At 66.7% G+C, this 22,021-nt stretch carries 16 protein-coding genes; 2 read left to right on the top strand and 14 right to left on the bottom strand.

The features are described from left to right. Nucleotides 1-6 precede the first annotated feature (6 nt). Together thiD and hemL are read left to right on the top strand one after the other, a co-directional pair. A complete protein-coding gene (thiD, locus tag H597_RS0125365; protein ID WP_028104577.1) occupies nucleotides 7-816 on the top strand; it encodes a bifunctional hydroxymethylpyrimidine kinase/phosphomethylpyrimidine kinase in 810 nt (269 codons plus the stop codon). Next, nucleotides 813-2,099: a glutamate-1-semialdehyde 2,1-aminomutase gene (gene hemL / locus H597_RS0125360; protein WP_028104576.1), complete on the top strand. Its 1,287-nt coding sequence runs from the start codon at nucleotides 813-815 to the stop codon at nucleotides 2,097-2,099. Before thiD ends, hemL begins: the two co-directional genes overlap by 4 nt. A gap of 46 nt (nucleotides 2,100-2,145) precedes the next feature. On the opposite strand, the gene pbpC is transcribed toward hemL, so the two are convergent. The 14 genes from pbpC to mpl form a co-directional block, all read right to left on the bottom strand. After that, the gene (gene pbpC / locus H597_RS0125355; RefSeq protein ID WP_028104575.1) at nucleotides 2,146-4,467 is read right to left on the bottom strand and encodes a penicillin-binding protein 1C; all 2,322 of its coding nucleotides are present in this window, start codon (nucleotides 4,465-4,467) and stop codon (nucleotides 2,146-2,148) included. Next, nucleotides 4,467-10,340 carry an alpha-2-macroglobulin family protein gene (locus H597_RS0125350; protein ID WP_028104574.1) on the bottom strand — a complete coding sequence of 1,958 codons (5,874 nt, stop codon included), beginning with the start codon at nucleotides 10,338-10,340 and terminating at the stop codon, nucleotides 4,467-4,469. The genes pbpC and H597_RS0125350 overlap by 1 nt, the downstream gene beginning before the upstream one ends. Before the next feature lie 72 nt (nucleotides 10,341-10,412). Further along, nucleotides 10,413-11,531 carry a sensor histidine kinase gene (locus H597_RS0125345; RefSeq protein ID WP_083941282.1) on the bottom strand — a complete coding sequence of 373 codons (1,119 nt, stop codon included), beginning with the start codon at nucleotides 11,529-11,531 and terminating at the stop codon, nucleotides 10,413-10,415. A gap of 216 nt (nucleotides 11,532-11,747) precedes the next feature. Beyond that, on the bottom strand, nucleotides 11,748-12,617 hold the full coding sequence (locus H597_RS32470; RefSeq protein WP_051294110.1) for a hypothetical protein: 870 nt from the start codon (nucleotides 12,615-12,617) through the stop codon (nucleotides 11,748-11,750). Further along, nucleotides 12,617-13,312: a hypothetical protein gene (locus tag H597_RS0125335; RefSeq protein WP_051294109.1), complete on the bottom strand. Its 696-nt coding sequence runs from the start codon at nucleotides 13,310-13,312 to the stop codon at nucleotides 12,617-12,619. The genes H597_RS32470 and H597_RS0125335 overlap by 1 nt, the downstream gene beginning before the upstream one ends. A 99-nt stretch (nucleotides 13,313-13,411) precedes the next feature. Further along, a complete protein-coding gene (corA, locus tag H597_RS0125330; RefSeq protein ID WP_028104571.1) occupies nucleotides 13,412-14,377 on the bottom strand; it encodes a magnesium/cobalt transporter CorA in 966 nt (321 codons plus the stop codon). A gap of 124 nt (nucleotides 14,378-14,501) precedes the next feature. After that, the gene (locus H597_RS0125325; RefSeq protein ID WP_051294108.1) at nucleotides 14,502-14,882 is read right to left on the bottom strand and encodes a hypothetical protein; all 381 of its coding nucleotides are present in this window, start codon (nucleotides 14,880-14,882) and stop codon (nucleotides 14,502-14,504) included. Beyond that, on the bottom strand, nucleotides 14,879-15,571 hold the full coding sequence (mtgA, locus tag H597_RS0125320) for a monofunctional biosynthetic peptidoglycan transglycosylase (RefSeq protein ID WP_028104569.1): 693 nt from the start codon (nucleotides 15,569-15,571) through the stop codon (nucleotides 14,879-14,881). Before mtgA ends, H597_RS0125325 begins: the two co-directional genes overlap by 4 nt. Further along, the gene (gene aroE, locus H597_RS0125315; RefSeq protein ID WP_028104568.1) at nucleotides 15,568-16,389 is read right to left on the bottom strand and encodes a shikimate dehydrogenase; all 822 of its coding nucleotides are present in this window, start codon (nucleotides 16,387-16,389) and stop codon (nucleotides 15,568-15,570) included. Before aroE ends, mtgA begins: the two co-directional genes overlap by 4 nt. After that, nucleotides 16,389-17,273: an energy transducer TonB gene (locus H597_RS0125310; protein ID WP_028104567.1), complete on the bottom strand. Its 885-nt coding sequence runs from the start codon at nucleotides 17,271-17,273 to the stop codon at nucleotides 16,389-16,391. Before H597_RS0125310 ends, aroE begins: the two co-directional genes overlap by 1 nt. A gap of 109 nt (nucleotides 17,274-17,382) precedes the next feature. Then, on the bottom strand, nucleotides 17,383-19,416 hold the full coding sequence (locus H597_RS0125305) for a ribonuclease catalytic domain-containing protein (RefSeq protein WP_028104566.1): 2,034 nt from the start codon (nucleotides 19,414-19,416) through the stop codon (nucleotides 17,383-17,385). Then, nucleotides 19,413-19,997, bottom strand: coding sequence for a chorismate--pyruvate lyase family protein (locus H597_RS0125300; protein ID WP_028104565.1), 585 nt, complete (start codon nucleotides 19,995-19,997; stop codon nucleotides 19,413-19,415). The genes H597_RS0125305 and H597_RS0125300 overlap by 4 nt, the downstream gene beginning before the upstream one ends. Beyond that, a complete protein-coding gene (locus H597_RS0125295; RefSeq protein ID WP_028104564.1) occupies nucleotides 19,994-20,575 on the bottom strand; it encodes a YqiA/YcfP family alpha/beta fold hydrolase in 582 nt (193 codons plus the stop codon). Before H597_RS0125295 ends, H597_RS0125300 begins: the two co-directional genes overlap by 4 nt. Then, complete coding sequence (gene mpl / locus H597_RS0125290) at nucleotides 20,572-21,942, bottom strand: UDP-N-acetylmuramate:L-alanyl-gamma-D-glutamyl-meso-diaminopimelate ligase (protein WP_083941281.1); 1,371 nt, start codon at nucleotides 21,940-21,942, stop codon at nucleotides 20,572-20,574. Before mpl ends, H597_RS0125295 begins: the two co-directional genes overlap by 4 nt. Nucleotides 21,943-22,021: the final 79 nt, after the last annotated feature.

Raw genomic sequence — 22,021 nt, 5'->3', positions numbered from 1 at the left:
CCCGCCGTGCAAAACCAAACATCTCCCTTGATCCTGACCTTTGGCGTCGCCGACCCGGTCGGCGCGGTCGGCGTGCATGCCGACCTGGCCGTCTTCCACGCCCTGGGCTGCCACGGCCTGACCGCCACCACCGCCCTGCTGGTGGGCGACAGCGCGCGCGTCGAAGAGCAGCAGCATGTCGATCCCGACTGGGTGGCCGACCAGGCCCGCATGGTGCTGGAAGACGTGCCGGTGCAAGCCTTCAAGATCGGCGCCCTGGACCACCTGGAGCACGTCTCCACCCTGGCCGAAATCGTTTCCGACTACCCTGACGCGCCGCTCGTGCTCGACCCCTTCGGCAGCCAGCTGCCGGCGCCGGGCGACGAAGACGACCCGGAAGAATTCCTGACCGTGCTGCGCCAGTTGCTGGTGCCGCAGGGCACCTTGCTGATGCTGTCCGAAGTGGAGCTGGCGCGCCTGGCCGAAACCTGGCGCGAACTGGGCAACGGCGAAACCATGGCCGACGACGCCGAGCACCTGATCGCCCTCGGCTGCGAATATGTGCTGGTGACGGGCACCAACGCCGGCGGCGGCCAGCGCGCCAACACCCTGTACAGCGGCGAGGGGGTGCTGCGCCATGACAAGTGGCAGCACCTGCCGGGGCCTTTCGTCGGCGCCGGCGGCACCTTGTCGGCTGCCATCGCCGGCTACCTGGCGCACGGCATGACCGTGCCGGACGCGGTGGAGCGCGCCGAACACTACACCTACCTGTCCCTGCTCCATGCCCAGCGCTACGGCATGGGCCGCTTCGTCCCCAATCGCTTCTTCCAACCATGACTACTTCGAAAAACGACAGCCTGTTCGAACGCGCCCAGCAATCCACCCCGGGCGGCGTCAACTCGCCGGTGCGCGCCTTCCGTTCGGTGGGCGGCACGCCGCGCTTCATCACCCGTGCCGCAGGCCCCTACTTCTGGGATGCGGACGGCAAGCGCTATATCGACTACATCGGCTCCTGGGGCCCGGCCATCGTCGGCCACGCCCACCCCGACGTGGTGCAGGCGGTGCAGCAGGCGGCCACGCGCGGCCTGTCCTTCGGCGCCCCGACCGAAGCGGAAATCGAGATGGCCGAGGAAATCTGCCGCCTGCTGCCCTCGATCGAACAGGTGCGCCTGGTTTCCTCCGGCACGGAAGCGACCATGAGCGCCCTGCGCCTGGCGCGCGGCGCCACCGGCCGCGACAAGATCGTCAAGTTCGAAGGCTGCTACCACGGCCACGCCGACTCCCTGCTGGTGAAAGCCGGCAGCGGCCTGCTCACCTTCGGCAACCCGACGTCGGCCGGCGTGCCGGAAGATTTCGTCAAGCACACCCTGGTGCTGGACTACAACAATGTGGACGCCATCCGCGCCGCCTTCGCCGAATACGGCGCCGAGATCGCCTGCGTCATCGTGGAACCGGTGGCCGGCAATATGAACCTGATCAAGGGCACGCCGGCCTTCCTGGGCGCGCTGCGCGAGCTGTGCACCGCGCACGGCGCCATCCTGATCTTCGATGAAGTCATGTGCGGCTTCCGTGTCGGCCTGGGCGGCGCCCAGGAGCTGTACGGCATCAAGCCGGACCTGACCGCGCTGGGCAAGGTGATCGGCGGCGGCCTGCCGGTGGCGGCCTTCGGCGGCTCGAAAGCGCTGATGTCGCACATGTCGCCGGTGGGCGCCGTGTACCAGGCCGGCACCCTGTCCGGCAACCCGGTCGCCGTGGCGGCCGGCATGGCCACCTTGAAGCTGATCCAGCAGCCCGGCTTCTACGAAGGCCTGGCCCGCAGCGCGCGCCGCCTGGCCGACGGCCTGACCGCCGCCGCCAGGGAGGCCGGCGTGACCTTCTGCGCCGACGCCGAAGGCGGCATGTTCGGCCTCTATTTCAGCGCCAATCCGCCCAACAACTACGCTGAAATGATGGCCGGCGACCGCGAGAAGTTCAACCGCTTCTTCCACCAGATGCTGGATGAAGGCGTGTACTTCGCGCCGGCCGCCTTCGAGGCCGGTTTCGTCAGCGCCCAGCATAGCGACGAGGTGATCGACGCCACCATCGCCGCCGCGAAAAAAGTCTTCGCGACGCTCACATAAGAAGCCCCGGCTGCTAGCTTTTAGCTTCTATCTCGAAGCGACGGAGCTAGGGCACCAGGTCGATATCGATGTCGCGCGCATCGGCGCGGCCGTCGCCGTCGGCCACCCGCACCGTATGGTGGCCGGGCCCGGACGGCTGCCAGGCCAGCGCCGCGCCAGGCGCGGCGCGCCCCACCAGGGCGCCGTCGACAAACCAGAACAGTTTACGCACCCCGCCGGCCGCCTGCGCCACCAGCAGGATCGGCTCCGGGTGCGCCGTCCGGACGATATGGCGCACCCCGCGCAGCGGCTGCAGGATGCGCGGCGCGCTGTCGCCGCCGGTCTCGCCGCAGGCGCCGCTGTCGCGCAGGGGCAGCCCGGCCTGGCGCATCAGCTGCTGCACGTCCGACCCCCAGGCTTCGACCGTTTTAGCCACCGTGTTCGGCCCCGGCCGGCAGGCCAGCGTGCCCTTGTCCTGGTCGATCCAGACCTGGCGGTGCAGCGTGCTGCGCTTGATCGGCGATTTGCCGGCGATGAACCAGGATTGCACCAGGCGCGGGCAGGCCTGGTCCGGCAGGTCGCCGCTGGCGGCGCATACTTCCACCAGGCGCAGGTCGGGCGGCAGTTCGCGCGGCACGGGGCCGGGGTCGAGGCGCTCCGCGCGCAGGGCGTCGACAATGCGCAGGAACAGCGGCGCGGCCATGTCGACGCCGACCAGGGCCGGGTTGCCGGCGCCGTCGAAATTGCCAAGCCAGACCGCCAGCGCGTAGCGGCCAAACACGCCCGCCGTCCAGGCGTCGCGGAAGCCCCAGGAGGTGCCGGTCTTCCAGGCGATGGCCGGCTGGCCCGGCGCCGCCGTGTCGGGGCGGGGATTGCGGCGCAGCATCGCGAGCGTGATATAGGCCGCCTCCTCGCTGAGCAGGGGGCGCTGCTGGGCCGGCGCCGCCGTGCCGCGGTAGGTCAGCGGGCGCCACTGCCCGCCGTTGGCCAGCATGGCATACATCTGCACCAGCTCCTCCATCGAGACCTCGCCGCCGCCCAGCACCAGGGCCAGGCCATAGTGTTCGCGGCTGTCCAGATGGGCCACGCCGGCCTGCTGCAGGAAGTCGTACAAGTCGGGGCGCGCGAGCCGGGCCGCCACGGCGACGGCCGGCACATTGCGGCTGCGGATCAACGCGTCTTCCGCCGTCAGCGGGCCGGCGAAGCGGCCGTCGAAATTCTCCGGCGTGAAGGCGCCGAAGGCGGAGGGCGTATCGCGCAGCACGGTTTTCGGATGCAGCAGGCCCTGGTCCAGCGCCAGGCCGTAGATGAAGGGCTTGAGGGTCGAGCCGGGCGAGCGCCGCCCCAGCGTGCCGTTGACCTGGCCGGCGATCGCCGCGTTGCCGTAGTCGGCCGAGCCCACCAGCGCCCGCACCTGCATGGTCGCGGTGTCGACCAGCATGGCGCTGGCATTGACCACGCCGCTGTCCGCCCGCGTTCGCAGGTAGCCGCCGATCACGCGCTCCAGCACGCGCTGGACGCGCAGATCCAGGCTGGAATCGATGACCCCTTGCGTCTCCATTGCCTGCTGCTGGGCATGCAGCAGCAGGTCGACCAGGTGCGGCGCCAGGAAAGGCAGGGTGGCCCGGCCTTCGGTGCGCAGGGCCAGTTGCATGTCGGCCTGCCAGCGGCGGTCGTCCGGATGGCGCGCCTGCCAGCGCTGCCACAGGCGCGCGCGGGCGGCGTGCAACGCTTGCGGCGCCGCGGCACCGGCCAGCCGCTGGCGCGGGTTCTGCGGAATCACCGCCAGCGCCAGGATTTCCGGCAGCACCAGCCTGGCGGCGCTCTTGCGGAAGTAGACCAGGCTGGCCGCCCCGACCCCTTCCACATTGCCGCCGTAGGGCGCGAGGTTGAGATAGGCTTCCAGGATCTCGCGCTTGCCGTAGCGCGCTTCGAGCCAGAGCGCGGCGGCGGCCTGGCGCAGCTTGCCGCCCACGCTGCGGCTGTCGATGCGGTACAGGCGGCGCGCCAGCTGCATGCTGATGGTGGAGCCGCCCTGGCGGCGCGCACCGGTGGCGCTGGCCCAGGCACTGCGCAGCAGCGCCAGCGGATTGACGCCGGGGTGCCAGTAGAACCAGCGGTCTTCGTACAGCAGCACCGATTCGGGCAGCGCCGCCGGCATCTCATCGAGCCGCAGCGGCAGGCGGAACTGCTCGTCCGCCGCCAGCGTCAGGCGCAGCAGCTCGCCGCCGCTGGCCTGCACGGCGTGCGACCAGGCCTGGCCCGCCAGCAAAGGCGCGTGCGGCCAGGCGCGCACCAGCAGCAGGGCCAGCGCAGCGACGGCGGCCAGGCCGGCCAGACCGGCCATCCCGCGCCAGCGGCCGGCCAGGGTGCGCAGGCCCGGCAGCATTATTGACGGTCCCGTATCACGAGCTTCGAGCCGGCCGAGCGGCCGAACACCTTGCGCTCGTACATCGCCTCGCCGTAGGCGCCCGGCACCACGAACTCGCCGACATTGGTGGCGCGCACCTTGTAGGTGATTTCGGTCTGGTGGCTGCCCACATTGCCGAAGATGATGACGCGGTCTTCGCGCAGATCGACGTAATCGACATTCCAGCTCCAGCCCTTGGTGCCGACCCGGCGCTGCCACAGCGGCGCGTCGGAGTCTTCCTCCGAGGGGCTGCTCAGGACCGGCTCCAGACCGCCCGGCAGCACGTCCACCAGCGCCACCTGCTGCACTTCGCTGCGGCCGACGGCGCGCACGCGCACCCGCACTGTCACCTCGTCGCCCAGCGTGGCTTCGGCCAGGGGCTTGCCGGCGGCGTCGACGAATTCGCGGATGATCTCGATGCCGTTGGAGGCCGCCGTGGCAGGGACGTTGCGCTCAAAGCCGGTTTCCGCCAGCGCATAGTACAAGGGCAGGCCGCCGCTGCTGCCGATCTTCAGCCTGGCGGCATCGGCCGGCACCGCCGTCCTGGCGATCACGTTCAGGGCGCCCAGTTCCAGCGCCTTTTCCTTGCCCTGGCGGTCGACCGCCCTGGCCGTGATGGCGCCGGCGGCGCCGCTGGCGGCGGCGTTGCTGTAGGCGTCCACCGCCGTCACCACGGCGGCCGCCGACAGGCTGCTGTACCAGCCTTCGCTGAGCCAGGCGGCCATGCGCTCGAACGCCTCCGGCGGCAAGTCCCTGAGCCGGTTCGGGAAATGGCGCGCCACCAGGGTCACCAGGGTGGCGTCGTGCACCAGCGAATCGTAATACCAGCCCCAGCTCTTGAATTCATCCTTCTTCGCCAGGCGCGCCAGCAAATCCTTCCACAAGGGGTCGAGCAGCTGGCGCGCCACCTGGTCCTGCTTGAGGATCTGGTAGCTGGCCGCCAGGTAGGCATTGCCCAGGTCGGTCTCGCTTGCCGCCGCGCCGCGCGCATCCTTGGGCGTGGCGCCGCGCAGGTTCACCAGCGCCGCCGTGGTCACCGCCCCGCTGCGCGTCAGCAGGTAGGCGGCCTGGGTACGCCAGCGCCAGCCGTAGCGCTCGCCGCCGCCCTGCGCGGCGTAGTTCTGCAGCCAGCCCAGCGAACGCGCCAGCAAGTCTTCCGGCACCGGCATCTTGTGTTCGCGCGCATCCAGCAGCAGCTGCGCCGCGTACACGGTGGCAAACGGGTGGGCCGACTCGCCCGGCGCATACAGGCCGAAGCCGCCGTCGCCGGTCTGGCGCGCGCGCAGCACGGTGAGCATGCGCTCGAAGGCCTTCTTCGGATCGGGTACCGCGCCGCTGCCGGCCCGCGCCGCCTGCAGCTCCCTGGCGATATCGGGACGATTGGCCAGCAGCACTGCCGGCGTCATCTGGCTGATCATCTGCTCGGTGCAGCCGTAGGGGTAGTCCTGCAGGTAGCGCAGCATGCCCGAGGCCAGCGACCACGGCGTGGCCGAGACCGACAGCTCGCTGCGCTGCATCTGCGGATAGAACTGCCCCTGCGTCGCGATCTCGCCGCCGCCCTTGAAGCGGCCCGTCTGCACCAGGGTCACCAGGGCCGAGGCCGGCCGCACCGACAGATCGGTCGCCAGCTTCGCCTTGCGCTCCTGGTACTGGGCGCTGAACACCACGCCGGCCGATCCCAGCTGCGCCTGGGCGCCGCTGCGGGCGCGCACGCGGAAGCGCGCCGTGGCTTCGCCGCCTTCATTGATGGCCAGCGTCACCTGGGCCTTGCCGAGCACTTCCAGCGCCGGCGCCACCTGCAAGGTCAGCGCCACCGGCGCCCCCTTGCCCGAGCCCTTGATATTGTTGGCCACGCCGATCCCCACCTCGGCCTCGTCGCCCGGGGTCAGCGCCACCGGCACATTGGGCAGCAGCACGATGTCGCCGCGCACCGTGGTCCTGGCGCTGGCCGCGGCGGCCGAGCTGTCGTCCACCGCCACCGCCATCACGCGCAGGCTGCCGTTGAAATAGTCCGGCACCGTGTAGCTGAAATCGCGGCCGCCCTTGACGTCGACGATGCCCGACCAGTAGGCCACCGGCTTGTCGCGCTTGCGCTTGAAGGGATTCAGATGCTTGCCCGCCTCGCCGTCGGCATCGCCGCCCGGCGCGGCCCCCTGCATCAGCTTGCGGAACTCGGGCAGGATCTGGTCCAGCGTCTGCGCCGTCGTCACTTCCAGGGCGCGCTTCTGGAAGAAGTACTGCAGCGGATTGGGCGCCTGGTAGCGCGCCACCTGCAGGATGCCTTCATCCACGGCGAACACCACGGCGCGCACCGGCTTGGGCGCATCGAGGTGGAATTGCACGGTCTGCCCGGGCTTGACCAGCTCCGGCGCCTTCAGCGCGATTTTCGTCGTGCGCCGTTCCAGGCTGGTGGCAAAGGGCGCCACGCCATAGCTCAGGGGACTCATGTAAATCTCGTCGGAGGACGGGGCGCGCGTGAACTGCACCATCACATAGCCGTTGCCGTCATAGTCCTTGGGCAGCGTGATCTTCTGCACCGAGGCGTTCTGGTCGGCCTTGAACCATTTCGAGGCGTACACCTTGTCGCGCTCGATGGTGATCAGGCCGGCCCCGGTGTAGGGCGCGCGCACGCTGATCTCGATCTCTTCGCCGGGCTGGTAATCCTTCTTGTTCAGCGTCAGCTGCAACTCGGCGTTGCGGTCCAGGCTGCGCGTCACATTGCCGCTGCCAGCCACGCTGTAGCGGAACTGGGCCAGCGCCGCGCCCTGGGCGTTCTTCAGCACATAGGTGAAGTTGCCCGGCGTATCGGTCGCCGGCGCCAGTTGCGCACCACCGGCCCCGATGGCAAAGGGCTCGCTCTTGAGCAGCACGTCCTTGCCGCGCGACTCGTACTTGAACAAGCCGTTGGACTGCTTGACCAGCACCGACAGCACGCGGTTTTCATAGCGTTCCAGCGTCAGCCCGGCGACAGCGGTCTTGCGCGCCTTCGGATCGATCGCGATCAGGTGCACGCCGCGCGCCGCGCCGCGGCTGATGTAATTCAAGTCGCCGTCGGCCTTGTAGCCGACCAGGTAGGGCGCGTCGGAGACCAGGGACTGTACCTCGGCGCTGACGCTGCGGCCGCCCTCCGGCTCGAAAGCCCTGGCCAGCACATGCAGCTGGTAGGTGGCCGACTGGTAGCGGTGCAGCCCGAGGTCGAAGCTGACATCGCCCTGCTCGTCGGTCTTCTGGTCCGCGATGGTATCGGTGAAGCGCTCCTTGGCGCGCTGCGGGTCGTAGAAACTATAACCGGGCCAGGAAGCGAAGGCCGGGTAGGCCGGCGTCAGCGTCACCACCGCCTCCACCTTGCGGTTGGGCGCCGGCGTGCCGAACAGGTTCTGCACAGTCATCTGCGCCGTCAGCGACTGCGGGCTGACCCAGCCCTCGCCGGCAGCGGCCGACAGCTTGAGCGCGACCTTGGTGCGGTCGGGCAGGAATTCCTGCACCTTGACGGTGGTCGCGCCAAGGCGCACCGGCTCGCCCTGCGCACCGTCGCGCGGCAAATTCAGGTAAATCGTGTAATTGCCGGTCGGCGCGCTATCGAGCGTGGGGTGCGCGAGCTCCGCCATGCCGGCCGGGCCCAGCTTGAGCATTTCGCGCCGCACGGTCTGGCCGCGCGCATCGACCACTTCGGCTTCCACCGGCAAGTCCTTCAGGTTCTGGCTCCAGTCGCCGCTCTTGACGATGATGCCGGCCTGGATGGTGTCGCCGGGACGGTAGATGCCGCGGTCCGAGAACAGGTAGGCGCGCATCTGGTTCGGCAGGCCGCCGCTGTGGGTGCCGCCGACGTCGAAGCGCGACATGTCGAGCGCGCGGTCGTTGCGGTTGAGCGCCATGAAGGCCGTGTCCCCCGCCTTCTTCACCACCAGCAATACCGCCTGCTTCTCGCGCGTGTAGCCGCGCAGGTCGGGCAGGCGCACCACGCCGCCGGCGTCGCTTGCCTGCGTGTGCAAGATCAGGCCGTTGCGCCCCCAGACTTCGACCGTGGCCCCCGCCACCGGCGCGCCGCTGCTGATGGACTGGACGTAGACCTGCTGCGCGCCGTCCACGGCGCGCTTGCTGACCAGGCCCAGGTCGGTCAGCATGATCAGGCGGCTGTCCGCCAGCGCACCCGCGTCGCCGCTGTACTGCTCCTGGCCCTCGCCCTCGCCTTCGCCTTCGCCCCCGCCCTGCTGCGGGCTGGGCGGCGCGGCGGCGGCATCGCTGGCGGGGTCGTAGCCCTGGATCTTGACCAGGAAAATGCCGCGCCGCTCGCTGCCCTCGGTTTTCAGGTATTCGGAAAAGTCGATGGTCTCGAAATGCGTCTTGCCGGGCGCCAGCTTCAAGGGCAGCTTCTTCTCGAACCGTTCGGTCAGGCTGTCCGGCGTCACGCCGCGGTAGAACTGCGGGTTGGCGTAGTTGCCCTCGGCGTGCGTGGCCAGGAAATGCAGCTGGTGCGGCAGCACGCGGCCGATCTCGATCTTCACGCCCGGGATATCGCGCACCATGATCGGCAATTTGCGCTCGCCGTTCAGCGCCAGCAGCGCGCCCGTGCCCATGATGGACAATTCGGGCGCGGAAGCCTTTACCTGCAGGATCGCTTCGCGCTTCTGGCCCAGCTGGTAGCCGCCCACCGACTTCATCCCCTTGGCGATGCGCACGAAGATGAAGCTGCCCGGATCGGCCTCGAACTTGAAGGCGTGCACCTCGGTGTTGTCGCGCTCCTGCGGCAAGGCCGGCAGCGCCAGGCGCTTGGCCTTTTGCAGCACGGCGTCGGTGACGTCGGCCGGATCGTCCCAGGCCTTGGCCTCATTGGTGGCCGCCGGCAGCGCCCAGGCGCTGACCATGCGCCCCGCCTCCTTCTCATTGACCGCCATGCCGGTGGTGATGCGCAGGACGTTTTCCATGTCGCCGCTCTGGCCGGTGACGATTTGCGTCTCGATCGCCTGGATCTCCAGCCCGAACAGGCCGGGCACGGCGACCGCCTTGCTCACCTCCTCGGGCGTGCCGTCGCCGCCGCGCTGGGCCTTCAGTCCGGCCTCGATATGCAGGGTGAGCGCCGCCGTCTCCTGGGGGATGGCAAGCGGCTCGGACTGGATGGTGGCGCCCACCTTCCACTTGTCGTAGGTGAGGGTGAACCTGGCCGGCTTGCCATCGAGGTCCATGCGCAGGCGTTTTTCGAAGTCGGCCGGCACCACCGGGTGCGTGAACTTCACTTCGAACACGCCTTTGCGCAGGTTGAACTGGGTCGGGTCCTGGTAAAACTCGGCATTGGCGACGGTGACGGCAAAGCGCGCGGTTTCGAACGCATATTCCTTGTTCGCCTTGACCTGCGGCGCCAGCGCTTTGGCGCCGAAGCGGATCGTAAACGTCTGTCCCACCGGCCAGTCCTGGGCCGGCTGGAAGGACAGTTCATGGTCGCTGTTCCAGGTCCACTTGCCGGCGATCGCCGGCGACAGCTGGATGTCGCCCGCCTCGCGCCCGACCCGCGCCAGGGGCGCGGCGGAAGCGCTGAATTCGATGCGCAGCGCCTGCGGCAGGCCGTCGTTTTCCAGTTCCGTGCGGCCCGGCGCAATGATGCGCACCCCGGCCTCGCTGGAGGCGAGCTTGTCCGGCTTGATATAAGGCATGCGGCTCTTGACCAAGGGGTAGGCGGCCAGGCCGGCCACCATCAGCACCGCCAGCGCCGCCAGCACGCGCCGGTGGCGCCCGGCCCAGGAGCGCAGCGGCAGAAGGCGCTGCCCGGCGCTGTGCATCCATGCCGGAGGAGACCAGGACAAGCTGCCGAACATGGCGGCGCCGACGCGTACGAGCAGATTCCAGATGCGCTTCACCCGGCTCCCCTTTGGACAAAATGATAATGGTGCCGGGGATTCTATACTCAGCGCGCTATTTCATCCAGCAGCCTATGGCGCGACCGGGGCGTTGGCGAACGGCCGCGCGTCCATCGGGATGTCGATCAGGAAGGTCGTGCCCAGCGGGGCCGAACTGGTGACGATGATGCTGCCGCCGTGGCTTTCCGCGACGCGGCGTGCATACGGCAGGCCGACGCCCCAGCCGTCCTTGCTGGACTTGCCGACGCGCGCGCGGCGGTACACCTGAAAGATCGATTCCAGCTCCTCCGCCGGGATCGGCTCGCCTTCATTATGCACCGACAGTTGCACGCGGCACTCGTCGCCGCCCACCCGCACCAGCACCGGCGTGCCCGGCGCCCGGTATTTGATGGCATTGCCCAGCAGGTTTTCCAGCGCGCGCTGCAGCGATGTCCGGCACCAGTGGCCGACGGCGGACTCGAATTCGACCCGCACCTCCACCCCACTGCGATCGCGCGCCTGCTGCCCCACCTCGTACGCCAGCAACGCCAGGTCGAATTCCTCGATATTCAGCGGCAGGCGCTGGCCGCCTTCGAACACCATGCTATCGAGCAGGTCGCGCGTCATCGCCTCGATACGCTGCGCATTGACGACGATGCGCTCGGCCAGCTGGCGGATGTCGTCGCTCGGGGCCCGCGTCTCGATCACTTGCGCCGCCATGCTGAGCGTCGACAGCGGCGTGCGCAAGTCATGCGTGAGGGCGGCGATGAACTGTTCGCGCAAGGCCGACTGGATCAGGGCGAACGCGGTCACGCTTTCGCGGATGGCGCTGTCGATCGAGGTACTGATCGCTTCGCGCTGCTCGTGGGTCAGCTGCAGGCCGGCCTGGTGCAGGCTATTGAACAGCACCTGCCGGAACAGCTGGTACTCGCGGATCAGGGTGGGAGCGTCGTAGCCGCTCAGGCGCGCCCGTTCGCCGCCGTGTTCCTGGGCCGTCAGCGCCACGTCGACGCCGCTGGCCTGGTAATACTCCTGCGTCAGCAGGCGCGCCAGGTGCTCGTAGAAGACCGGCAAGGTATTCAGCAGGATGGGATCGGGCAGCGCGCCCGCCTTGCCCAGGGTCGCTCTAACGGCCTGGCACCAGGCGTCAATCACCTGGCTGCGCAAGGCCAGCATTGCCTGGGAGGACGGAGACAAAACAACCGCTGCCATGCACCCTCCCGAAATGTGAATTGTAAAATGGAAGAATGTGACGCCGATACGTTCGTGTCAAGCGCGGTACTATTGAAATAGTTGATTGACAAGCACATTCGCTCACCGGCACGACGCGTGCAGGTTTGGCCGGCCACAGGACTGCGGCGGGACCGAACCTTTTGGTTACAAAACTGTTGCGTACTTGCTGCGTCGGCGCGCGGGGCGCAGCGCTTTTTATTGCTGCGCCTGCAGCCCGGCAGCGTCGCATCCCGGTGCGGGCGACGCGCGCTTGACCGGGACCGACATCAGCCATCCGCGCAAGTTCCTGACCAGGGCACGGCCGCAGAACTCGCTGATCGGCTCGGCACGTTCGATCGCTTCCGTCTTCCCTTCCAGGTAGCGGAAAGTCTGCTGGGCGCCGGCAAGCGTCGCCATTGGCGCCAACGCATCGGCACGCGCGATCTCGACGGACTCGCGGAACAGCGCGGCGCTCGCCTCCCGCAGACGCTGGCCCCGGTTGCGTTGCCAGTAGATGGCCTCGTTTTCAACTTCCACGGCGCGCGAGACGACCCGCACCGTATTGGTATACACCGGCCGCTTGCTGCCGGCCTGGAACACGGACACGGTATTGTCGACGATCAGCGCGCTCTGGTCCTGCGTCATGTAGAAAACCGGTGCACTTGCAATGCGCATGCCCGCCGGCGTTCTGGCATCGCCGTCCAGCAGGCGCACGCCCGCCTCCACCGGGAACGCCCGTTCCGCCAGTTCGCCATGGTTGAAGGTGGCCAGCGTCTTGCGGAACGGCAGCAAGATCCGGTCGGCGGCGCTTTCAATCTCGCTGCGCTCTTCTTGCCGCAGGCCGTTGACCACCAGGGCGTGCGTCGCCAGGGCAACGACAAAGCCAGCCAGCCCGGGCACCGGGTACAGCATGGTGCCGGGCCCCTGCCCCGCCTTGTCGAAATTGACCTGGCCATGGAAGACCACTTTTTCCCTGGCGGGCAGACTCAGCGCCCAGGCGGCATCACCCGGCGCCGTTTCGGCCGATTTTGTCATGGGCATGCAAGCCAGCAGCGCGGCCAGCGCAATCAGTTGACGGCGTGGCATTATTTCGCCAGCGGCCGCAGGATGGCCTGGCGGGCCTCCTCCACTGCCTGGAAATAGGCATTGCTCAAGCCGGGGAACGCCGGCGGCTCATCCCAGTTACCGAGCGCGCTCTTTTGCCCCAACACCGGCAAATACCAGTCGTAGGAATTGTCCTTGAAGTTGACGATGTACACCACGCCGCTCACGATCCCCTTGGGCTCGCCGGTCGGCACGTAGGAGGAATAGGGGCGGGTGATGCCCACTTCCGTCAGCTCCAGCACCAGCAGCTTGTCGAGCTGGTAGCGCGCCTGGAACGCGGTGTAATCCCTGCGTGCGGCATTGCGCGCCGGGCTGCTCGCTTCCGGCAGCTGTTCCACCGCGATCGGCTCGTCGATCACCACGGGGACCTGGCCCTTCCGTTTCAGCGCCTGGGCGATGTCGCCCTTCAGGCGGGCCAGGTCGTCAGCCGGCAAAGTCCGGGTATGGGCCGTCAGCGAAGCGTTCGCCACGGCGGCGGCGGCGTGCGACAGCGGCCATGCGGCGCCGGGGAAACTGGTGTCGACCGTGGGCAGCTTGCTCATCGCCACACCGATACGCAGGCCCGGTGTGGCGAACGTCCGGAAGCCCATCGATACGGGCGCCTGCGGCGGGGCGCTGGCGCAGCCGGCCAGGAGCGCCGCTGCAGCAGCGACCACCAGCCCAAAACGGAATTTCATCTCAGCCCTTTCGTGCCATTAAACTCATCGCAACCGGGAGTTGCGGCAGAATTTTACCCAGCACAAATGGAGCTTAGCAAATAAATATGTTGCCGAGTGTCAACGCAACCACCCGCGGCGGCGGAAATACATCAACGGGGCGGCAGCGCTGACGATCATCAGGCCCCAGGCCCAGGGATAACCAAGCTGCCATTTCAGTTCGGGGATGAAATCGAAGTTCATGCCGTACACCGAGGCGATCAGGGTCGGCGGCAGGAAGGCGACCGACGCCACCGAGAAGATCTTGATGATCTTATTCTGGTTGATGTTGATGAAGCCGACGGTGGCATCCATCAGGAAGTTGATCTTATCAAACAGGAAAGATGTGTGGCCATCCAGCGATTCGATGTCGCGCAGGATCTGGCGCGCTTCCTCGAACTGGTCCGAATTCAGCAGGCGGCCGCGCATCAGGAAGGATACCGCGCGGCGCGTGTCCATCATATTGCGGCGGATACGGCCGTTCAAGTCTTCCTCATGGGCGATGGCGCTCAGGGCATCGGCCGCGTCCCGGTCGGTGAATTCTTCCTGCAGCACGCGGCCCGAGACTTCTTCCAGCTTCAGGTAGATGCCTTCCAGCGCATCCGCCGAGTACTCGGCGTCGGTGGCGTACAGGTCCAGCAGCACATCCATGTAATCGGCAATCGAGCCGGGACGCGAACGGGCGCGCATGCGCACCAGGCGGAATACCGGCAAGTCGTCGGTGTGGACCGAGAACAGCATTTTCTTGGCCAGGATGAAGGCCACCGTGACCACGCGCGACGGACCTTCATCCTCTTCCAGCAGGAAATCGGTACGCAGGTGGAGGTCGCCGTTTTCCGCCTCGTAGTAGCGGGCCGAGGCTTCGATGTCCTTGACTTCGTCTTCGCCGGGCAGGATCACGCCATAGATGGACTTGACCCAGGCGCGCTCGTCTTCTGTCGGATCGGTCAGGTCGACCCAGACCGGCGCCGCTTGCTCAAGGTCTTCGCGCGTCTCAATGGGCACCTGGTTGAGCCGGCCATTTTGTAAAACGAAAACATTGATCATAGGCAATCTTAGCCGGACAGGGGGTGTAGAGCGCGGGTTCTAAAAAACTTCGCAAGTGTACCCGCAAAGGGGGGCGCGTTGCCACCCCTGGCGATGCAAATATTTCACGCCGGAGACAGCGGATTTATTGCGTCGCGCGCTCGATGGCGCGGGCCGTGGCGCTCGACACGGCTTCCGGCTGCGCTTTCGGCTTGGGCGGTTCCTTCGGCGCTTCGATGCCGCGCGTATCGTGGATCTCGATCACCTTGCCCGTGTCGCCGCACTCGGTGTTGGAAATCACGGTCTTGCCATTGATGACACATTTGCGCATGGGCGCGGCCGGCGCCACTTCCGCCATCACCGGTGCCGCGACGGCAGCGGCCTTGGCCCCCACCTTGTTCCACCCTTCGGAAAACAGGTTGCGCTCCTGCCGCATCGAGATCAGGGCGAACACCGCCACCGCCCCCAGCAGCCCCATGACGACCGCCACCGCGACCAGACTGACGCCTTGTTGATATTTTTTCACGGTAACTCCGCCGAATTCATACGTTGCATGATGATGCCCGTGCGCCGCGCCAGGTAGGACGAGTCGCGGTGGGCATCGTAGTATTTGGGACGTGGCAGCATCACGGCCAGCCGCGCCGCCTGTTCCGCGCCCAGCTTGGCGGCTGGGATGCGGTAGTAATGGCGCGCCGCCGCCTCGGCACCATAGATGCCCTGGCCGAACTCCGCCACATTCAGGTAAATCTCGAAAATGCGGCGCTTGTCCATCAGCATTTCGAGCATATACGTAATGATCAATTCCTGCCCCTTGCGCAGATAGCTGCGCGAGCCGGAGAGGAACAGGTTCTTGGCCAGCTGCTGGGTGATGGTCGAGCCGCCGTGGACCTTGTTGCCCTTCTTCTTTTCCTGGTTGTGCTCGTAGGCCTTCTGCATCGCCTCCCAGTCCACGCCTTCGTGTTCGGCGAAATTGGCGTCTTCAGAGGCGATCACGGCGCGTTTCAGGTTGGGCGAGATGGCCTGGTAGTCCACCCACATCTGCTTGACGCGTGCCTTCGGATCCTTTTCCTGCATGGCCGCCTGCTGCTCGCGCATGAAAGCGGTCATGCCCGGGTTATGGTCGACCCACCACCAGATCTGCACGAAGAAGTACAGCTGCACGGCAAGGAAGATCGCGACCGGCACGATCAGGAACCACTTCAGCTTCTTGCTCATAGCTTGGCGCGCAGAGCCTGCAGTACTTGCGCCGTCTGCGGGCGCACACCGCGCCAGAGCTGGAAGGCTTCGGCGGCTTGCTCGACCAGCATGCCCAGGCCGTCGCGGGGTACGGCGCCGTGGCCGGCGGCAAATTGCAGGAAAACGGTGGGCTGGGCGCCATACATCATGTCCAGCGCCAGCGCGCCCGGTGCGAAGACGCCGGCCGGCACGGGCGGCAGGTCGGCGCTCAGGCTGGCGGAGGTGGCATTGATGACAACATCGAACGCCTCCGCGGCATCGGCAAAGCCGCAGGCGCTCAGCACGCCCGGCCCGGCCAGTGCGCCGAATTGTTCGACCAGGGCCGCCGCCGTGGCGACGGTACGGTTGGCGATCACCAGGGCGGCCGGACGGTGCTCCAGGATCGGCAGCACCACGCCGCGCGCGGCGCCGCCGGCACCCAGCAGCAGCACGCGCTTGCCGATTAGCGCCACGCCGGCGTTCTGCACGATGTCGGCCACCAGGCCGGCGCCATCGGTGTTATCGCCGGTGATGCTGCCGTCGGCGCCGAACACCAGGGTATTCACGGCGCCGGCAGCCTGGGCGCGCACGGTCAGGGCGCTGGCCAGCTTGTGCGCCTCCAGCTTGAAGGGCACCGTCACATTGGCGCCCTTGCCGCCGGCGGCGATGAAGGCGTGGACGGCGGCGGCAAAGCCATCGAGCGGCGCCAGCTGCTTCTCGTAGTGCAGTTGCTGGCCGGTCTGCAGGGCATAGGCGGCATGGATCTCCGGCGATTTGCTGTGGGCAATCGGATTGCCGAAGACGCAGTACCGGTCCATCAGTAGTAGCCGCCGGTCAGGTTGGCTTCCAGTTTCTCTTCGCGCGTGAACTTGAAGGTGGTGATGATCACCCACAGATCATCGCGGTCCTGCGACAGCATATTCGGCGGGAACCTGCCGAACGGGGCGGAGCGGCGCACGATATTGATGGCCGCCTCGTCCAGCGCCGGGTTGCCGGAACTCTTTTCGACGCGGATGCCGCCCTCTTTCAGATAGATGCTGCCATCCATGAAGATCGGGATATTCAGCACCAGTTCGCCATACAGCTTCTTGCCGTTCTTCTGCGGGAAGTTCAGGGTGCCGATGTCTTCCACGCGGCGCTGGAAGGTCTTGTAGTACATCGCATAGCCCACGCCCTTGGTGGTCGGCGAAAGGTAGGTCTTCCTTGGCCGCTTGTTCTGGTCTTCGATGGTTTGCGTGATTTCCGCCACATTGCGCGCCAGGGCCTTGCTGGTTTCGATCAGGTCGGTGCCGGTCTGGTTCGGCTCGGACTGTTTCTTTTCAGTCACAGGCGCCGCCGTCACGGGACTCTTGTTCAGCTGGGTCAGCAGGTTTTTCTGGCGCTCCTCCATTTCCTGGATGTAGCGCTGCGACGCCTTGATGCTGTCGCCATCCTCCATGCGGCCCATATTCGGCAGCGGGGATTTGGCGCGGCCGGCATCGGCATTGCCGCCGCCATCGAGGTCGGCCTGCGCCAGCGCATCCGCCTTGAGGGGCTTGGACGCATGCTTGGCGTTGACCAGGATGACCTCGAGGCCGGGGTCGGTGGGTTCGACCTTGAACGCTGCGGGGGCAACAAAGTGCACCGTCAGCGCAACGGCGTGGAATGCCACCGACACGGCGGTGGCAATGAACAGGAACTGGTTTTCTTTGAAAGACTTCACGCGCTGGAATCTGGAATGATGCTTTTGAGAACCTGAATTCTACGACAAACCCGGTACGGCGGATACGCCGCAGCGGTCCGGCCCGCAGGCCGGACCCGATTTACCGGGTTTACTGGGGGTCCGGCTCCGTCACCACCGCTTCGCTGGCGCGCGACGCCTCTTCCGCGTCGACCTCGGTCGGCTGGGCGGGATCGGCAGGCGATTCTTCCTCGTCCAGTTCTACCGCTGGTTCCGACGGCAGGGTAATCGAGCCTTCCTGCAGGCGGGTTTCGATCGCCAGGTCGACTTCGTCCCAGCGCAGCACATCGAGCTTGACGTGCGCCCCGCGCGCAACAGCCGGCATGCCCGGCATGCGCACGATCAGCGGAATCTCGGACAGGCGCAGCACTTCATCCTTTAGCACCACCGCCTCGACTTCCTTGGCATCCTGCTGGCCCAGCCAGCGCAGGCACCAGTAGCGCTCCATATTCGACTGGAAATCGCCATAGGCCGCATAGGCCGCGTCGAAGGCCGAAACGATGGCGAACAGGTTGGCATCCTTGTGCTTGAACGGCGCCACCATCGGCGCGGTCACCCCGTGCGAGGCGCAGGCCAGGATCTGCCACTGGTTGACCAGGTCGGTATACCGGCGCAGCGGCGAGGTCGACCAGGCGTACTGGTCCACGCCCAGGCCCTGGTGCGGCGCGGCCTGCGTCATCATGCGCACCTGCATCTTGGCGGCCCAGCCGCCCACGCCCTGCCCTTGCGTGCGGTAGATGCCCGGCACGCCATGCTCGTGCATCAGCTTGCCCCAGGTGCTATTGGCGAAGATCATCAGCTCGGCGACGATCTTGTCCAGCGGCGCGCCGCGCTTGCGGCGCGCAATGGTGACCACATCGTCTTCCACGTAGAAGTTGAAGTCGACGCGGTTGTTCTGCTCCGGCTTCAGGCCGAACGCTTCGCGCTTGACCATGCGGCCCGCTTCCAGGTGCTGGGCCCAGCCCCACAGCAACATCAGTTCGGCCTTGCGCGGATAGTCGCCGGCGCCGCTGGCCAGGGTTTCCTCATTGACCAGCTCGTCCAGCGTGTTGTGGCGCAGGTTGTTGGCGATCGGGACCAGCTCGGCCCGGGTCTCGGTCGACACGACGCTCCAGTCGGCCGGATCGAGCACGGCATACAGCGACAGGGCCGGGCAGGTCTTGCCTTCGGCCAGCGTGAAAGCCTCGACGATATTGTCCGGCAGCATGGTGATCTTGTCGCCCGGCATGTACACGGTGGACATGCGGCTGCGCGCGATCTTGTCGATGGCGTCGTCCGGCTTGATGCCCAGGCCCGGCGCGGCGATGTGGATGCCCACGCGCACCTTGCCATCGGCCTGGTGCACCACGGAGAAGGCGTCGTCGATCTCGGTGGTGGTCACGTCGTCGATGGAGAAGGCCTCCACCGCGGCCAGCGGCAGGCCGGCCGGCGCGGCCGGCACCGGCAGCTCGGGGAAGCCGTGCCCTTTCGGGAAGTTCTCGAACAGGAACTTGGCCATGTGCAGCTCTTTCGGCGATTTGACGCCGCCCGCCGACAGCATCAGGCGCGCCGGCGTGGTGTGTGCCTCATTGGCGGCCTGTTCCAGCGCCTTGTATTCGATGGTGTTCTTGTCCGGCTTGAACAGCAGCTGGCTGACGATGTTCTGCATCGAGGCCGGCAGGGTGCCGGCCTTCAGCTCCTCGGCATACTGGCCCTGGATGACGGCCTGCTGCTTCTTCTTCTCGATGCCGGCCAGGGCCGCCTTCAGGGTCTGCTCCGGCGCTTTCTTGTAGCGGCCGCGGCCCTTCTTGTGGAAATAGATCGGCGCCGCATGCAGGCTCAGGATCAGGCCGGCCGCTTCGGCCGCCTGCGGCGCATGGCCGAAATACTCGGCGCCCAGCTCGGCGAAACCGAATTCCTCTTCGCCCGCCACTTCCCACAGGAAGTCCAGGTCGACATCGGCGGCGATGGCCTTGGCCTGCTCCATCAGTTCGGCCGGCGACGGCTTGTCGAACTGCAGCATCACATCCTTGGTCTTGACCTTGTTGCGTTTGCCGCTGGCCATTTCCACCTGGTAGGCTTCGCCCGCCTGCGACAGCACGCTGCCGACCTTGAAATCGCCCGATTCTTCAAAAAATACATTCATTTCGCATTATTCCGTTCAAGCTTGAGCACCGGGGGCAAAAAGACCTCGGTCACCAGCAAAGTTCCTTCATGGCGCCGGTACAGGCAGCGCCGTGCATACAATAAAACCTCCTCCGGCACCGCGGCGTCATTAGCCGCCAATGCCGCCCTGGCACGCCGCGCCAGGGGATGGGAAGCGCGCAAGCGCGCAAATTCCAGTTCGCCGCGCCGCACGCGCGGGTCGCCAAACAGCGTACTGCCGAGCGAGCGTTCGCCCAGGGCGCTGAACAGCGGCCAATCCGAGGCGTCCGCCGACATCGGCACCACGGTATGGGCAAAGACGACAGGCGTATTATCACACCGCAGCAGGACTTCCCTCTCCCAGACGCGGCCGGGGCGGTGATAGCCGATGATATTGGCTTCGTCCGCCAGGCAGATGGCCGTGTCCTGGTGCAGCAGCTGCACGCGGAAAGCCCTGCTGTGCGCTTTCAGCTTATTGGTCAGCGAACCGCCGCCCGCCAGCCAGCGGCGGTAAGGATGCGGGGCGTTCGTGGCAAGCAGATGACCGTGCCAGTTGGCCTGGCGCAGCGATTGACCTTTCATCGGATGTCGCCCGCGATGCCGCAAAATTCCAGCACTTCCCCGAGGTAGTCGGCGTATTCACTGATGGCGTGGTCGCTGCCCGGCACCACCTTCTGCTTGGCGCCCGCATAATGCGCCACCATGTCACGGTAGTCCAGCACTTCGTCGCCGGTGCAGGCAATCAGGAAGTAGCGTGCAGGCTGGGTCACCCGCGGCACGGCCAGCGCGCGCAGCTCCTCGATATATTCACGCTTGAATTCAAACGGCTGGTCGGAGTGGTAGGCCGTGCTGACGCCGACATGCTGGTCGAGATCGAGCATCGGCACCACGGCAGGATTCAGCACGACCGCGCGGCAGCCCAGTTGTTCCGCCATCCAGGTGGCGTAGTAGCCGCCCAGCGAAGAGCCGACGATGGTCAGCGCTGCGGCCGGCACGCCGGCCACCAGGCCGAACGCCAGTTCCATCGCCAGTTTCGGGCTGGCCGGCAGCTGGGGGCAGATGAAGTCCGCACTGCGGCCAAGCTGCGCCATCCGCTCCCCGGTCAGCCGCGCCTTCATCGACAGCGGCGAGGAACGGAAGCCATGCAAATACAAAATCATGACTGCAGCGCCTCCAGCAGTTTCTGGTGCACGCCGCCAAAGCCGCCATTGCTCATCACAAGAATATGGTCGCCCGACCTGGCCGCAGCCACAACCGCGTTGACCATCGCGTCCAGGTCGTCATAGGCCGCGGCGATTGCGCCCATCGGCGACAAGGCTTCGCCCAGGTTCCAGCCCAGCGATTTTTCGCTGCCGAAGCCGAACACCAGGTCGGCCTGTTTCAGGCTGCCGGGCAGCGCATCCTTCATCGTGCCCAGCTTCATGGTGTTGGAGCGCGGTTCCAGCACGGCCAGGATGCGGCCGGTATTGCCGATTTTCTGGCGCAGGCCGCCGACCGTGGTGTCGATCGCGGTCGGATGGTGGGCGAAATCGTCGTACACGGTCACGCCATTGACGGTGCCGCGCACTTCCATGCGCCGCTTGACGCTCTGGAAATTGGCCAGCGCCTCGGCGGCGGCCGCGATCGGCACCCCCACGTGGCGGGCGGCGGCAATCGCAGCGAGAGCGTTGGCGCGGTTATGTTTGCCGCTCAGCTGCCAGTTGACGCGGGCGGCCGTGGCGCCCTGGAACACGACGTCGAAGCTGCCGTCGGCGTGCTCGATCATGGCCCAGTCGGCGCCGTCGGCGCTGCCGAAGGTTTCCTGTTCGCTCCAGCAGCCGCGTTTCAGCACGCGCTGCAGGCTGGCCTCATCGGCATTGGCGATCACGCGGCCGATGCCGGGCACCGTGCGCACCAGGTGGTGGAACTGGGTTTCGATGGCGCCGATGTCCGGGAAGATGTCGGCGTGGTCGTATTCCAGGTTGTTCAGGATGGCCGTCTTCGAGCGGTAGTGCACGAACTTGCTGCGCTTGTCGAAGAAGGCGGTGTCGTATTCGTCCGCTTCGATGACGAAGAACGCGGAGTCGGCGCCCGGGCCGCTCAGGCGCGCCGAAATGCCGAAATTCTGCGGGATGCCGCCGATCAGGAAGCCGGGCGCGTAGCCGGCATGCTCCAGGATCCAGGCCACCATGGCCGAGGTCGTGGTCTTGCCGTGCGTGCCGGCGACGGACAGCACCCATCTATCCTTCAGGATGTGCTCGCCGATCCATTGCGGGCCCGAGATCATCGGCAGGTTGCGGTTCATGATCTCTTCGATCAGCGGATTGCCGCGCGAGACCACGTTGCCAATCACATACAGGTCGGGATTCAGTTCCACCTGCTCAGGGCCGAAACCCTGGATCAGCTCAATCCCCTGGGCCTGCAGCTGTGTGCTCATCGGGGGGTAGACGTTGGCGTCGCAACCCGTTACGCGATGGCCGGCTTCTTTTGCCAGGACGGCAAGGCCACCCATGAAAGTGCCGCAGATGCCGAGGATGTGGATGTGCATGGTGATGATGGAAAAGAATCAAGAGCCGGATTTTACCTGATTCAAATCCGGTCAAGCGGGGGCGGCCCTTTGCCGGATG

It is taken from the genome of Pseudoduganella violaceinigra DSM 15887, assembly GCF_000425385.1.
Taxonomy (GTDB): domain Bacteria; phylum Pseudomonadota; class Gammaproteobacteria; order Burkholderiales; family Burkholderiaceae_D; genus Rugamonas; species Rugamonas violaceinigra.
This window is presented reverse-complemented; position numbering and strand designations above follow the sequence as displayed.